At 74.2% G+C, this 15030-nt stretch carries 11 protein-coding genes; 4 read left to right on the top strand and 7 right to left on the bottom strand.

Going from position 1 to position 15030, the window contains the following annotated elements; translation table 11 throughout:
• Window positions 1–38 precede the first annotated feature (38 nt).
• Entirely contained in the window at window positions 39–782 is a 744-nt protein-coding gene (locus tag BMW85_RS00055) for a DUF427 domain-containing protein (RefSeq protein WP_091075244.1), read from the top strand.
• On the opposite strand, the gene BMW85_RS00050 is transcribed toward BMW85_RS00055, so the two are convergent.
• From BMW85_RS00050 to BMW85_RS00035, 4 genes are all read right to left on the bottom strand, one after another.
• Window positions 779–1378, bottom strand: a complete 600-nt coding sequence (locus BMW85_RS00050) for a TIGR03086 family metal-binding protein (RefSeq protein WP_091075242.1) — start codon at window positions 1376–1378, stop codon at window positions 779–781. The two genes, BMW85_RS00055 and BMW85_RS00050, sit on opposite strands and share 4 nt — an antisense overlap.
• 78 nt (window positions 1379–1456) lie before the next feature.
• Window positions 1457–2731 carry a M20/M25/M40 family metallo-hydrolase gene (locus tag BMW85_RS00045; protein ID WP_091075239.1) on the bottom strand — a complete coding sequence of 425 codons (1275 nt, stop codon included), beginning with the start codon at window positions 2729–2731 and terminating at the stop codon, window positions 1457–1459.
• The gene (locus BMW85_RS00040; RefSeq protein ID WP_245774516.1) at window positions 2728–4590 is read right to left on the bottom strand and encodes a prolyl oligopeptidase family serine peptidase; all 1863 of its coding nucleotides are present in this window, start codon (window positions 4588–4590) and stop codon (window positions 2728–2730) included. The genes BMW85_RS00045 and BMW85_RS00040 overlap by 4 nt, the downstream gene beginning before the upstream one ends.
• A gap of 4 nt (window positions 4591–4594) precedes the next feature.
• Window positions 4595–5659, bottom strand: a complete 1065-nt coding sequence (locus BMW85_RS00035; RefSeq protein WP_091075235.1) for a C39 family peptidase — start codon at window positions 5657–5659, stop codon at window positions 4595–4597.
• 120 nt (window positions 5660–5779) lie between these two features.
• Between BMW85_RS00035 and BMW85_RS00030 the strand changes: the two genes are divergently transcribed.
• On the top strand, window positions 5780–7141 hold the full coding sequence (locus BMW85_RS00030) for an SWIM zinc finger family protein (RefSeq protein ID WP_091077013.1): 1362 nt from the start codon (window positions 5780–5782) through the stop codon (window positions 7139–7141).
• A gap of 194 nt (window positions 7142–7335) precedes the next feature.
• The gene (locus BMW85_RS00025) at window positions 7336–10065 is read left to right on the top strand and encodes a DUF6493 family protein (RefSeq protein ID WP_143082046.1); all 2730 of its coding nucleotides are present in this window, start codon (window positions 7336–7338) and stop codon (window positions 10063–10065) included.
• 16 nt (window positions 10066–10081) lie between these two features.
• Here BMW85_RS00025 and BMW85_RS00020 read toward each other — a convergent pair whose 3' ends face one another.
• On the bottom strand, window positions 10082–11191 hold the full coding sequence (locus BMW85_RS00020) for a DUF5925 domain-containing protein (protein ID WP_091075230.1): 1110 nt from the start codon (window positions 11189–11191) through the stop codon (window positions 10082–10084).
• Between the two features lie 58 nt (window positions 11192–11249).
• A complete protein-coding gene (locus tag BMW85_RS00015) occupies window positions 11250–12749 on the bottom strand; it encodes a serine/threonine-protein kinase (RefSeq protein ID WP_091075228.1) in 1500 nt (499 codons plus the stop codon).
• 95 nt (window positions 12750–12844) lie between these two features.
• On the opposite strand from BMW85_RS00015, the gene BMW85_RS00010 reads away from it, so the two are divergent.
• The gene (locus BMW85_RS00010; protein WP_091075226.1) at window positions 12845–14713 is read left to right on the top strand and encodes a CASTOR/POLLUX-related putative ion channel; all 1869 of its coding nucleotides are present in this window, start codon (window positions 12845–12847) and stop codon (window positions 14711–14713) included.
• Between the two features lie 104 nt (window positions 14714–14817).
• Here the strand turns inward: BMW85_RS00010 and BMW85_RS00005 are convergent.
• Window positions 14818–15030: transposase (locus tag BMW85_RS00005; RefSeq protein ID WP_143082045.1), on the bottom strand; the 213-nt coding region annotated here is incomplete at its 5' end.

Below are 15030 nucleotides of genomic sequence, written 5' to 3'. Positions count from 1 at the left end.
GCCGGAATAGGCGGGCCCGCGGCGGGGTTGCCGCGTTCATGGATACCGCAGCTCGCGGCCGGGTGCGCGTCGAGCGCACGGCCAAGCGTGTCAGGGCCTACCTGGGCGGCCGGGCGGTGGCCGACACCACCGCCGCCCTCCTCGTGTGGGAGGTCCCGTACTATCCGACCTACTACTTCCCGCTCGCCGATGTCGAGGAGTCGGCGCTGAAGGCGACCGGCGCCACCACGCACTCGCCGTCGCGTGGCGAGGGCGTCGTGCACACCGTGACGAGCGGTGCCGCCGAGGCGCCCGACGCGGCGCTGACCTACCCGGACTCGCCGCTGGAGGAGATCCGCGGGCACGTCAGGTTCGAGTGGGACGCGATGGACGCCTGGTTCGAGGAGGACGAGGAGGTCTACGTCCACCCGCGCGACCCGTACACGCGGGTCGACATCCTGCCCACCTCCCGCCACGTACGGGTGGAGGTGGACGGCGTGACCGTGGCCGACTCGCGCGGCGCCCGCGTCCTGTTCGAGACCGGGCTGCCCGCCCGCTACTACCTGCCGAAGACCGACGTCCGGCTCAATCTGCTGGAGCGCACCGACACGGTGACCCACTGCCCCTACAAGGGGACGGCGGAATACTGGTCGGTCAACGGACAGGAGGACCTGGCCTGGTCCTATCGGACGCCGCTGCCGGAGAGCGAGCGGATCGCCGGGCTGGTCGCGTTCTACAACGAGAAGCTCGACATCTACGTGGACGGCGAGCTCCAGGAGCGGCCGAGGACGAAGTTCTCCTAGGCGGCCGGCTGCCACTGAGGGTCGCGGCCGAGGTAGCGCAGCAGCGCGGCCACGTCGTCGTCGCCCTGCTCGGGGGCGAGGGCGGCGGCGTACGCGCCCCACGCGCGCAGCGGCTCGACGATCTCGCGGGCCACCCGCATGAGCGGCCGGGCCAGAGCGGGCGTGAGCGGCGAGGGCGCGCCGGCCGCCACCGCGATGTCCCAGGCGTGCACGGCGGCGTCGAGCGCGCACGCGGCCATGCCGGACCAGGCCGTCATCTTGTGCGGCGGCACCGGGGTGGGCACCTCGGCGGCGTCGTGGTCGACGCCCGCCCAGGCGGCGGCCGAGCGGGTCAGCGCCGCCTCCAGGAACGCCGCCGGGTCCTGCTCCGGCTTGCCGGAGGGGGAGAACGGGTCGAAGTCCGGGCCGGGCTCGCCGGTGAGCGCGGAGGCGAACCCGAGCTGGTCGCCGGCCGCGTGCTGCAGGACGGCCGTGACGTTCCAGCCCGTGCAGGGCGTGGGGAGGTCCCAGCCGCCGGCGGGAACGGCGGCGACCGCCGTGCGGAGCGCCTCGTGCGCCTCGTCCAGAACGTCCCAGCCGCTGGTGTTGCTGCTCATGGGTGAGCCCCCTTTCGTGGTGACTCCACTCTATCAGAACGGAATGCTTTGTTCCACTAGGGGCTCACCCTCTCGCGATCAGTCCGTACGGCCCGTCAGGAGCCGGGTGAGGACGCGGACGCCGAACTCCAGCCCCTCCACCGGCACCCGCTCGTCCTTGCCGTGGAACATGCCGAAGTAGTCCAGATCGGGCCGGAGCATGAGCGGCGCGAAGCCGTAGCCCTTGATGCCGATCCTGGCGAACGACTTGGCGTCCGTCCCGCCCGCCATCACGTACGGCACCGGCCGGGCGAGCGGATCCTCCGCCGTCAGCGCCCCGGCCAGCTCGTCGAAGAACACCGACGGGTACGGCGCGTCCGGCGCGTCCTCCAGGTTGACGAACTCGCGGGTGACCTTCGCCCCGAGCAGCTCGTCGATCGTCTCCAGGAACTCCTCGCGCAGCCCCGGCAGGTAACGCCCGTCCACGTGCGCCTCCGCCGTCGAGGGGACGACGTTCACCTTGTAGCCGGCGTCCAGCATGGTTGGGTTGGCCGAGTTGCGGATCTGGCTCATGAACAGGCTGCCGAGCGGGCCGAGCCGGGCCGACTCCTCGTCCAGCCGGTCCAGGTCCACGGGCCGGCCGGTGATCTCCCCGAGCTCCTTCAGCAGCGCCGCCACCGACGGCGTCAGCCGTACCGGCCAGCGGTGGGAGGCGACGCGGGACAGGGCGTGGACCAGCGTGGCGACCGGGTTGTCCACCGGCGGGCGTGAGCCGTGCCCGGCCACGCCGTGCGCGGTCAGCTTCATCCAGGCGGTGCCGCGCTCGCCCACCGCGATCGGGTACACCCGGTGCCCGCCGGAGTCCACGCTGAACCCGCCGGACTCGCTGATCGCCTCGCTCACCCCGTCGAACAGCTCCCGGTGCTCGGTGACCGCGTGCCGCGAGCCGTGGTCGCCGGTCGCCTCCTCGTCGGCGAGGAACGCGAGCACCAGGTCCCGCCTGGGCCGCTCGCCGCGCGCCGCCATGCCGAGCACGGCCGCGAGGGTCATCGCGCACGAGCCCTTCATGTCGACCGCGCCGCGCCCGTACACGCAGCCGTCCACGATCTCGCCCGAGAACGGGTGCATCCGCCACTCGGCCGGGTCGGCCGGCACCACGTCCAGGTGGCCGTGGACGAGCAGCGCGTCCGGCGAGTCGCCGGCGATCCGCGCGACGACCGTGGTCCGCTTCGGCGCCGCCTCGAACACGACCGGCTCCAGGCCGGCGTCGGCCAGCAGGGTGGCGGTGTACTCGGCCGCCGGGCGTTCCCCGGATCCCGGATTGGTGGTGTCGAACCTGATCAGATCCGAGCAGATCTCGGCGACGCTCTTCACACTCGTCCCTTCAGGGTCAGCGGCGGCACCTCGGGCGTCTCCATGCCGAAGATCAGCCCGTAGAAGGCCAGCTCGGCCTCCAGCGCCGCGACGATGGTCTCCTCCCTGCGCCAGCCGTGCTGCTCGCCGGGGAAGGTCAGCAGGGCCCACTCCTTGCCGTGCCGGTCCAGCTCGGCGGTGAAGCGCTCGGCCTGGCTCACGTCCACGATGGCGTCCTCCAGTCCGTGCAGCATCAGGCACGGTCCCGAGGCGCGGGCGGCGTTGAGCAGCGGCGAACGCTCGGTGTAGCGCTCCCGGGTCTCCGGCAGCGGCCCCACCAGGCCGTCCAGGTAGCGGGACTCGAAGTCGTGCGTCTCGGCCGCCCAGCTCTCCGGGTCGGTGATCGCGTACTGGGCCACGCCGCCCGCGAACACGTCGCTGTGCACCAGCGCGGCGACCGTCGTCCAGCCGCCCGCGCTGCCGCCGCGGATCGCCAGCCTGGCGGCGTCGGCGCGGCCCAGCTCGACCAGGCCGCGCGCCACCCTGGCGCAGTCCTGCACGTCCACCACGCCCCACTGGTGACGCAGCCGCTCCCGGTAGGCGCGGCCGTAGCCGGTCGAGCCGCCGTAGTTGACGACGGCGACGCCGATGCCGCGGCTGGTGAAGTAGGCGATCTCCAGGTCGAGCACGATCGGCATGTGGCCGGTGGGCCCGCCGTGCACGAAGATCACGTACGGGGCCGGCCCCGCGGGCGCCCCCGACGGCGGGTAGAGGTGCGCGTGCACGCCCTCCACCGTCACCGCCTCCGGGGCGGGCAGCAGCGCCCGGTCCGGCAGCGGCTTCGGCGCCGACACCACCTCGGGCGCGCCGCCGTCCAGGTCGAGCAGCACGACCTCCATCGGCGTGTACGGCGTCGCCGCCACCCCGGCCACCCGCCCGTCCGCCACCGACACGGTCGAGACCCAGTACGTCGCCTCCCCGCCGATCTCACGCAGCTCGCCGCTCCCCGGGTCGAGCACGCCGAGCCGGCGGCGGTCGGCCGTGCCGTACAGGGCCGCCAGCCGGCCGTCCGCCGCGACGGCGAAGAACGACATGCCCGGCTTCCACGTGGCCGCGCCGAACTCCGACTCCATCGGGGTCAGGTTGACCGAGGGGGAGCCGTCGAGGGGCACGAGGTGGATGTTCCACCAGCCGGTGGGGTCGGTCACCGCGTACAGGCTCGCCCCGTCACGCCACTCCGCCTGGGCGACCGACTCGCTCGGGCCGCCCGCCACCACGCGGTGCGGGCCCGCCGTGCCGTCCTCGCCGAGCGGGGCCACGCACAGCTCGGTGCCGTCCCAGGGCATGTTCGGGTGGTCCCAGCCGATCCAGCAGACGTGCCGGCCGTCCGGCGACAGGCGGGGGTTCATGAGGAAGTGCTGGGCCGTCGCGACCACCCGGACCTCGCCGCCCGCCAGCGGCACCGCGACCAGGTCGCGGACGTCGTCCACCTCGCGCACCGCCCACACCTCGTCGCGGCCCGGCGGCAGGTACAGGTCGGCGTACCTGGCCGGGCCCTCCGGGGTGAGCGGGACCGGCTCGGCCCCGCCGTCGCGGCGGTAGAGGCGCTGGTCGGCCCAGTTCGTGAAGACCAGGCCGCCGCCGGGCAGCGGGCGCCAGGAGCGGCCGCCGTACTCGACCACCCGGTTGCGGGCGTTCCAGCCGGGCGGCAGCGCGTCCGTGCGCGTGCCGTCCGGCAGCCTGCGCACCACACACCGGCGGCCGCCCTCGTGGGGACGCGGCTCGTCCCACCACACCTCGACGCCGGCGGGTGTGGCCACCGCCTCCACCCACTGGGGGCCGCCGTCGGTACGGGCCACGTCGATCGGTCGAATGCTCATCAACTCACCAATTGCCATCACTACTGTAGGGAAGGGACTGCTCGGGCGGGTGCAGCACGTACGCGATGCCGCCGCTGCCCGAGCCCCGCAGCCACACGTTCTCGAACGCGGCCCGCGGATACACCCGCCGCACCTCGCCGTCGGGCACGGCCGGGTCGTTCACGATCACGTCGCCGGCCGCGGTGAAGCCGGTGACGACGTGGATGTGGCCGTTCGTGGAGTAGCCGGAGCCGGGCAGCTCGTGCGCCTTGAACGACTGCGACGTGACCACCGGGATCCCGGCCCTGACGAACAGCTCCAGCTCCGCCGCCGAGCGCAGCCGCGTCACGAACCCGGCCAGCCCGTAACGGCCCGCGTAGGCCACGTTGAACGGCCAGTTGCCGGTGCCCTGGTAGCTCTCGTCGTAGGCGCCCATGGCCGCGTGGTCCACGGACGGGGCCGGGTCGCCGGCGCCCACCCACGCCAGTTCGTCCTGGCCGGGGCCGCGTCCCCAGTAGCCGAGCACCATGGCCACCGACGCCGGGCCGCACCAGTTGGCGCCGCCGCCGTCGAAGCGCGGATGGTGGCCGGCGTGCGCGTGCTGCCAGTGCCGCGGCACGGCCAGCTCCACCGGCTCGGCGGCGAGCGGCGCGCTCGGCGTGACCGGCCGGCGCGGCACGGCCGAGGCCATCACGCCCAGCCCGGTCACCCGCGCGGGCCCGTGCCGGACGACCCGCACCTGGTAGGCGGTCACCGGCCGCCGCGCCACGAACGTGTCCACCGCCACGTCGCCGTCCTCGTCCCCCTGGCCGGGGACCGACGTGCGGGGTGCGCCCTGCTCGGACCAGCGGCCCATCACGTACCACTTGGTCAGGGCCCCCGACGGGACCCTGGCGCGGAGCGCGACCTCGATCCACGCGCCCGGCGGGGTGCGCGCGGTCCACGAGGGCACGAGCTGGGTGGCGGGGAAGCCGATCTCGCGTTCCTCACCGGTCCACACGTCGTCGCCCGCCTGCTCGCCGGGTGCCTCAGGCACGGCGAAGCGGGCGAAGGAGACGCGGGCGAGATCGACGGTGAGCACCAGGCACATTGTGGTTTCGTCCCCGGATGACGCACATCGGATGGTTTACGTACCGGCCTGTGTGGGGGCCTTTCCCGGCGGCTTCCCGGCGGCGGAATTGTGTCGGTGTTGATCTCTAATGTGCGGGCCATGACTCAAGCCGTACAGGCCTACTCCTACGCGGGCCTCTCCACCCTCACCGACGGCAGGCTCGGCCTCTCGACCTCCGGCGGCACCGCGCTGTCCGGCCCGCAGGCGCACCCCCGCTTCTTCAGCGGCCTGCTCACCCACGCCGCCCCGGCCGCCGCCGGGCTGCTGGCCGTCGCCGACGTCGCGCTCACCCGCTACCACCAGCCCCGCCCCGGCTGGACCCGCGACCCGGTGGTGACCTGCGACGGCGACCGGCTCAGGTTCGAGTCGTTCTCCGCCTGCGGCGGCGTCTACGCCCGCCTCGACGTGCTGGAGCTCGACGGCGACGTCCTCGACCGCGGCACCACCAACGTCGACGTCAACGGGCCGCTGCGCGAATCCCTCGCCAGGGTCGGCGGGCGCGACCCGCTCCACCTCGGCGTCGGGCCCGACGAGCTGACCGTCACCACCCTCGACGGCGCCGTGGTGGAGAAGAAGGTGCCGCTGCCGGAGCGGTGGCTGCGCGGCTTCGCCGAGGTGCAGGTCATCGCCGCCGGGTTCGACCTGCGGGCCGAGCTCGCGGGGCCGCAGGCGGTCCGCTTCCTGCGGTCCCTGCCGCGCGGCGCCCGCTCCACCGTCTGGGCCGTCCCGTCCGGACGCGACCTGCGCCTGTCCTCCGGGCCCGCGCGCGGCGGCGTCTGCCTGTCCGGCACCGGGCGCGTCGCCACCCTCCTGCCGCTGCTGCGCTTCGCCAAGAAACTCCGCGTGTACGGGCCCGCCGACGGCTCCTCCACCGCCGGCGCCTGGGAGCTGGAGCTGCCCGGCATGCGCTACACGCTCGCCGTCTCGCCCGAGCCGTGGCGCGGCTTCTCCGGCGAGGGCGCCGTCCTGTCCGACCTCGCCACCGACGAGGCCGCCGGCGACGCCGACCTGGTCGGCATGCTGCTCAACTTCGAGCCGACGGTCGAGCTCGGCCTGCTCGCCGACCGCTCCGGCCTGCCCGCCGAACGCGTCCGCGCCGCGCTCACCCAGCTCGGCGTCGCCGGCCGCGTCGGCTACGACCTGCACGAGGCCGCCCACTTCCACCGCGAACTGCCGTACGACCGCGACCAGGTCGCCCAGCTCAACCCCCGCCTCACGGCCGCCCGCCGGCTGGTCGCCGCCGGCGCGGTGCGCCTCATGGGCGACACGGCCGAGGTCACCACCGACGGCGGCGTACGCCGGGTGCGCATCGAGGCCGGCGAGTGCACCTGCCCCTGGTGGTGGGACCACCGTGGGTCGCGCGGCCCCTGCAAGCACGTACTCGCCGCCCGCATCGCCGCCCGCCCCGCCACCCCGCCCACCGCCCTGCCCGAGCCGACCCCGTCCGAGGCCACCTCGTGACGCCCACCCACTCCCCACCCACCCGTCCCGAGGCCCTCTCTTCCCTTGGGGACCTCGCCCGGGTGGGCGGGGAGGCGGATCGCCTTGACGAAGCCCCTGCCCCGAGCCCTGCCCCCGGGTCCCCCACTCCGGCCCCTTCTTCTCCTGGGGGCCTTGCCCGGGGCGGTGGGGGAGGGGCGTGGGAGGGGGTAGTGGTGGCGATCGGCAGCGGGGATCCGGAGCTTGTCGCCGACTACGTTCTGAGCCTGGACGCGGCGGGACGCAAGGAGGTGGCCGCCGCCCTCCCCGGCCACCTCCCCGTCGTACGGCGGCGCCGCGCCGCGACCACCGTCCCCGACCGGACCGGCGACGAGACCTGGATCGACCCCATGCGCGTCGCCGGCGCGGGCACCATCTCCGGCGCCGCCGCCACCGTGGCCTGGCTCAACCGCCGCGACTTCCAGGACCGCACCCACGACGCCCCCGACGTCACCCCCGTCCTGGTACGCGTCCTGTCGGCCCGCCCGCCCGCCTGGCAGGCCGACTTCGCCACCCGCGCCGCGCTCAGGCTCCCCGGCCGTCCCCCTGGCGGCCACCGCCGCTCCGGCGGCGCGGGCACCCTGGCCCTGGCGATGCTGCGCCACACCGGCGTCACCCCGCCCGTGCACGACCCAATCGTGGTCGAGTGGGTCATCCGCCCGCCCACCGCCGACCGGCTCCGCCGCGACCCGCTGCTCGGCCACCTCCTGCCCCGGCTGTTCGAGGCGGAGGGCGTCGGCAGGGCGCTGCGCGACGAACGCGGTGACCGTTCCGCCCCCGGCGCCTGGCTCGCCGCGCTCACGACACTGGCCAGCGAGGGCGGCATCGACCGCGGCCTGCTGCTCGACGGCTGCGTACGCCGGTTCCTGCGCGGCGGCCCCGTGGTCGGCCTGCGTTTCTTCGCCCGCCTGCACGAGCGGCTGGAGCCCACGTACGACGAGGTGCGCGAGCGTGCCGCCGCCTACCTGCGCCTGCTTCCCGCCGCGCCGGGCTCGGTCGCCGACCTGGCGCTGCGGCACCTGCGGCGGCTCGACGGGCTCGGCCCGCAGGACGTGGGAGAGGCGGTGCGGGCGCTGCTGTCCCGCCCGGAACGCAGGCTGGTGACGGCGGGGCTCACCTGGCTCGACGAGTACGCGCGCGACCGGCACGCCGGACTGGACGCCTTCGCACCCGCGCTGGCCGACGCCTTCCGCTGCCCGTCGGCCGACGTGCAAGGACGGGCGGTACGGCTTGCGGTCACGCATGCCCGGCAGTTCGGACCCGGAGGCGTCGCGGCCGTACGGGCCGGAGCCAGGGTGCTGCCCCAGGACCTCGCGGAGACCCTGGCGGCGGCGTTCGGCGGCGAGGCGCACGCGGGGATGCGGCGCGAGGACGACGGTTTCGTCCCCGTTCCGCTGCCCGCCCCCCGGCCCATCGCGCCGCTGCCGCCCGCCCCCCGCACCGCCACCGACCTCGCGCAGCTTCCTCACCGGGACGACTGGCAGGGCATGGAACGGTGGCTGGCGGGCGTCGTACGGCTCCACGGCGAGGACCCCGGCGGCCTCGCGACGGCCCTGGCCGAACGCGCCGCCCGCAGGACGGGAACCGGCGGCCCACGCCACGGGATCGAGGCGTTCTCGGAGGCGATCGCCGCCCTCCTCGCGGACGGCCCCGTCGATCGGCCTGCTGACCGGCACGCGGGCGGGCCCGCCGACCGATCTGTGGACGGGCTCGCTGATCGGCCTTGGGACGGGCCTCCGGACGGGCTCGCTGACCGGCCCGTGGACCGGTCGGTGTCCGGCCCTTCGCAGGGGGCCTCCGGCGAGTTCCCGGACGGGGGCGCGGACGCACTCGCCGATGGTCCACGCTTGCCGGCGCCCCACCTGCTCCTGCTGTGCCGCTGGGCCGAGGTCCGTGACGGGCTGCGCGAGGGGACGTTGCCGCCGTTCCTGCTGGGCGAGCCCACCGAGCCGACCGGCCACCTCGATCCCGGCGAGCTGGTGAGCCGGCTGGAGTCGTACGAGCGGGCGGGTGTCCAGGCCATGCCCGCCGACCTGCAGCAGGCGCTGCTGCGGTTGCCCCGCGCCGTTCCGCCCGAGGCGGTGGCTCGGGCCCGTGCGCTCACCTCGCCCGCAGGACGTGCGGCGGCCCGCTGGATGGACGGTGCCCGCCCGGCGCCGCTGACCGCGGTGGACTGGCCGGAGGAGGGACCGGACGTGAAGCCGGACGAGGGTCCCGCCGGGCCCGCCGGTCCCGTGCCGCGTGTTCATGCCGCCCCCGCCACCGGGCTGCCGCTGATCGACCTGCTGTTCGTCGGTCCCGGGCCGCGTCCGGACGACGACAACGGCGGTTGCCTGGCGTGGTGGCCGTACGTCATGCCGTCGGACAGGGAGGTGGTCGCGCAGCACTACCTGCCCCACCTGCGCGCTCGCGAGAGCGTCGGGCCGGGCGAGGCGCTGGCGCTCGCGGCGGCCGGCGGGCCGCCGGGGGAGGGGGTCGCCCTCGTGCTCGCCCACGTCGTCGCGGACCGGGTCCGGGGCGGCGCTCCGGAGCGGCGGGCCGGGCCGGTGGCGGAGCTGGCGGCGCGTGGCGAGCTGGACGGGGGTGAGCTCGGGCGGCAGCTCGGCCGGCTGCTGCGCCGGGGCTGGTGCAGGCCGGGTCCGGCGCTGGAGACGCTGGAGGCCGCGGCGGCGCTGGGCGCGCACCGGCAGGTGTGGGAGGTCGTGACCGGGTTGCTGGAGACGTTCCTGCCGGGGCTGGAGGAGCGGCCGGCCGCGCGGCACGCGCAGGTGCTCGCGTTCGCCCTGCGCGCGGCGCGGTGGGCCGGGGCGCGCGGGGCGGTGCCGCGCGTGGCGGAGGCCGCCGCGCGCCGGGCGTCGAACAACTTCGTACGCGAGGCGCGGCGGCTCCACACCTATCTGACGTGAGCCGGTGCGACGGGTCTCAGAGGTAGAGGCCGGTGGACTCGTCGCCTTGGGCGGGGGTGAACTCGCGGCCGGCGCGCAGCGCGTACAGCTCCGCCAGGGTCGCCCCCGACGGGCCCACGCCGTCGGACCTGCCGAGCCAGGCGACGGCCTCGTCCCTGCTCAACGGCCCGACCTCCAGCTGGGTCAGGCACCGGCCCGGACGGACCACCGCCGGGTGGAGCCGGGCCAGGTCCTCGTTGGTGGTGATGGCCACCAGCACGTCCCGGCCCTGGCCGAGCAGGCCGTCGGTCAGGTTGAGCAGCCGCGACAGGCCCTGCCCCGCCTGTGCCTTCGCGCCCGAGCTGATCAGCTCGTCGCAGTCCTCCAGGACGAGCAGCCGCCAGCGCTGCGCGTCCTCGTCGGTGTCGTAGCCGACCGCCACCTCCATCAGGTAGCCGGGCTCGTTGAACAGGCGCTCCGGGTCGAGCACGCAGTCGACCTGGCACCACTCGCGCCACTGCTTGGCGAGCGTGCGCAGCAGCGTGGTCTTGCCGGTGCCGGGCTGGCCGTGCAGCAGGATGAGCCGGCCGTTGACGTCGGCCGGGGTGATCGACATCAGCCGGTCGAGGGCGGGACGTACCTTGCCGGAGTAGTTCTGGCTGATCTCCGGCCAGGGCTGGGCGGTGATCGGCTTCTCCGAGCGCGTACCCCCGTGCGTGCCCCGCCACCAGAAGCCCATGTCGACGTGGTCGGCCTCGGGCACGGCCTCCTCGGCGCCCTCGATGCTCTCGCGCAGCACCGACTTGGCCAGCTCCTCGTCGATGGCCGTGACGCTGACCGTGGCGGTGCGGTTGCGGTGACGCACCACGCGCAGCGTCCAGCCGTCGCCGCAGATGAGCCGCGACTCCGTGCCGTCCTCGACCCGCGCCGTACGCAGCACCCGGCCGCCCTTGGGGGCGAGCGGCGCATCGGAACGGACGCGCTCCAGGTTCGCCAGCCGGGACCACGGCTGGGCGCCCGTCGCGAACGGCGACAGCGCCAGGGCGTCGATCACGTCGATGGCGGAGTCGGCGTCGTCGATCCAGATGTTCATCGGAAGCTCCGAAGACTCCGGGCTGGGGAACGGCACCTCCTTAATCACAGACATAGCGTCCATGATCTAGTCAGCCGGGCCCGATGTCGAAGGTTTTTGCCTGCCGATCTGGTTAGTTTCTGCTGAGCGCACCGGTCTGTGTGACGAGGCCGAGGCCGGGCTCGTCACGCCAGGTGTAGCCGAGCGTGCCGTCGGAGCGCAGGTCGAGCCAGATGGTGCCGGCGATGCAGCCGCCCTCGTTCGCGCCGAGGGAGAAGGTGAGCCGGGTGTCCTCGACCTGGGTGAGGGTGATCGTGCCCTTGCACTCGCCGCCGTTGTTGTCCTCGCGCCATTCGGCGGTGGACTCGCCCTTCTTCATGCGTACCTCGTTGTCGGCGCCGTCGCCGTCCAAGGGGTTGGTGCTGGTGGTGTGGCCGGACCAGTCGCCCGCGAAGGCGGCCGGGATCTTCAGCCCGGTGGCGGGGCGGGAGGCGGCGCTGGTGGGGGCGCTGGTGCCGCCGCCGGAGGCGGGGGCGGCGGGGGAGACCGGGGAGGTGGTGGCGGGCGGGGCGGCCGTCGGAGAGCGGCCGGTGTCGGTGAGGTGGTCGGGGGGCCGGTCCAGCAGGACGACGGCGACGACGGCGGACGCCGCCACGACCGCCACCGCGCCCACCGCGCCCATGATCAGCCCCCGTGGCCGGGAACGGCCGGGCACGGTGTCGGCCGGATGCCGTGGAGGCGCGCCCACGGGTGCGGGGCCGCCGGGAGGAGCCGAGGGGCGGGGGTCCGAAAGGGCCGGTGGGTGGGGGCCCGAAGGGGCCGGGGGGCGGGAGGGGTGAGGGCCGGGGGCGACGAGGGTGACCATCAGTTGCTGGGCCGTGGGTCGCCGTCCCGGCTCCTTCGACAGGCAGGCGGCGAGCGGCTCCCGCAGCCGCCCGGGTAACGGCGACAGGTCGGGCTCGGCGTGCAGCACCCGGTGCAGCACCGCCGGCACCGTGTCGGCCCCGAACGGGCTCACCCCCGTCCCCGCGTACACCATCGAGGCCGCCCACGCGAACACGTCCGAGGCCGCCGACGCGGGCGTGCCGTTGATCTGTTCGGGCGCGAGGTAGGCGGGCGTCCCGATGATCCCGGACGTGAGCGTCGCCGCGCCCTCCGCCCGCGCGATGCCGAAGTCCACCACGCGCGGCCCGTCCGGCCCCAGCAGGACGTTGCCCGGCTTGAAGTCGCGGTGCACGATCCCGGCCGCGTGGATGGCGGCCAGGGCGGTGGCGGTGCCGACGACCAGCCGTTCGAGCTCGCCGCCGCGCAGCGGCCCGCGTTCGCGCACCCGCTCGGCCAGCGAGGGGCCGTCCACGTACTCGCTCACCACGTACGGCCGCGGCCCGTCCACGGAGGCGTCGAGGACGCGTGCCGTGCAGAAGGAGGCGATGCCCTCCAGCGCGTCGAGCTCGCGGGCGAGCCGGGCCCGCGTCTCCCGGTCGCCCGCGCTGAGCAGCTTGACCGCGACCGGGTCGCCGCCCCCGGCCGGATGGGCGAGGTAGACCACGCCCTGCCCGCCCTCGCCGAGCCGCCCGGCCAGGCGGTATCCGCCCAGCGATTCCGGGTCGTCCGGGGCGAGGGGGTGCACCATGGCGGATACGTTACCGGTCCTCCTGCGTCTGGAAAGATCGCCAGGTACCTTGTTGCCCCGTGTCAAACAGCTCCTTACACGGAGGTAACGGGGAAATGTCCAAGGTCACGGTCCGTGCGCGCGTGCGGTACTGGTTCGACAACACGATGTCCAAAGGCACCGCCTCGCTGATCGGGTGGCTGGCCGTCGTGTCGGTGGCGCTCATCGTGACGGTGGCCGGGTTCACGCTGTGGCTGGCGCCGGGCGAACCGGACGGCGCGGGCCAGGCGGGCGAGGTCTTATGGATCACGCTCATGCACGCGCTCACCCCGAGCAAGGTGGCGAGCGACAAGGGCTCGGCCGCGTACCTGGCGGTGATGTTCGCCGGCTCGCTCGGCGGGCTGTTCATCGTCAGCATGCTCGTCGGCCTGCTGTCCAACGGGCTGAAGCAGAAGGTGGACCGCCTGCGCAGGGGGCGCTCGCGGATCGTGGAGTCCGGCCACACGGTGGTGCTCGGCTGGTCGGACCAGGTGTTCACGATCGTGGGCGAGCTGGTCAAGGCGCACGCCAGCCAGAAGCGGTCGGCCGTCGCGATCCTCGCCGACCGCGACAAACTGGACATGGAGGAGGACCTCCGCGAGCATCTCGGCGACCTCGGGCGTACCCGGCTGGTCTGCCGCACCGGCAAGCCCACGGAGCCGCACGACCTCGCGCTCATGAACCTCGCCGCCGCGAGGAGCGTCGTCGTGCTCTCGCCCGAGGGCGAGGACCCGGACGCGCACGTCATCAAGATCCTGCTCGCGCTGGCCAAGCGCGAGGGCGCGCACCCGCCGGTGGTCGCCGCGCTCACCTCCGGACGCAACCTCGCCGCCGCCCGCCTGGCCGGCGGCCCCGACGTGCACCTCGTCGACTCCGACGACACCGCCGCCCGGCTCATCGTGCAGTCCTCCCGCCAGTCCGGCCTGTCCGTGGTCTGCATGGACCTGCTGAACTTCGACGGCGGCGAGATCTACCTGCGCACCCCGAAGAAGCTCGTCGGCGTCACCTACGGGGAGGCGCTGCACGCCTACCAGACGGCCTCCGTGATCGGCCTGCGCCGCCCGTCCGGGGTCGTGCTCAACCCGCCCGGCGACACCGTGATCGGCGCGGACGACGAGGTGATCGTCATCGCCGCCGACGACTCACACGTACGTCTCGCCGCCGGCCGGCCGTCCGTGGACGAGTCCGCCATCGCCGCGCCCGCCGCGCCGCCGGCCCCCGCGCCCGAGCGCACGCTGCTGCTCAACTGGAACGGCCGCGCCGAGCGGATCGTCCGCCTCCTCGACGCCTACGTGGCGCCCGGCTCGGTCCTGGAGATCGCCGCCGGCGACCCGAGGGCCGGCGCAGGGCTGGACGGGCTGCGCAACCTCACCGTCAACGTCAAGGACTGCGACACCACCGACCGCTTCGCGCTGGAGTCGCTCGGCGTCGGCGTGTTCCAGCACGTCATCGTCCTGTCCGACGACCGGTTCGACTCGCACCACGCGGACACGCGTACGCTCATGACCCTGCTGCAGCTCCGGGACATGCAGAGCACGCTCGGCGAGCACTACTCGATCGTCAGCGAGATGCACGACGAGAACAACCGGGCCCTCGCCGAGGTCACCGAGGCCGACGACATCGTCATCAGCGACACCGTCATCGGCCTGCTTCTGGCGCAGCTCGCCGAGAACCGCCACCTCGCCGAGGTGTTCGGCTACCTCTTCGACTCGCGCGGCTCGGAGATCTACCCCCGTCCCGCCTCCTCGTACGTGCGGACCGGGGCGGAGGTGACGTTCTCCACGGTGATCGAGGCCGCGCGGCGTCGCGGCGAGACCGCCATCGGCTACCGCGCCTGCGCCGGGCGCGACGAGCCGCCGCACTACGGGATCGTCCTCAACCCCGGTAAATCCGACCCGATCGTCTTCGCCGAGGGCGACACCGTGATCGTCCTCGCTGAACACTAGTAGTACTTTGTTAGTTCGTTATGGCGGTCGTTGATGGCAGGTGGGGCAGCGACCGCTCCAGGTGGCTAACAGCACCTGAAGCATGTGCAAGATCTTGTAGAAGGTCAGCCCCCGCCGACCACTTTTGGGCTGGTCAACCGCAGTTCTGTGAGGAACAGGTGGGCAGCCGAGACAAGGGTGACGTGGCGATGCCACCCGCTCCAAGAACGTCCTTCGAAGTGGGTCAGGCCCAGGCCGGTCTTGAGTTCGCGGTAGTCGTGCTCGATGCGCCAGCGGATCTTGGCCAGGCGGACCAGGTCCCGCAGCCGGATGCCGGC

It is taken from the genome of Nonomuraea wenchangensis, from assembly GCF_900111685.1.
Classification (GTDB): Bacteria; Actinomycetota; Actinomycetes; order Streptosporangiales; family Streptosporangiaceae; genus Nonomuraea; species Nonomuraea wenchangensis.
The sequence above is the reverse complement of the archived record's forward strand: the minus strand, read 5'-3'. Positions and strand labels throughout refer to the sequence as shown.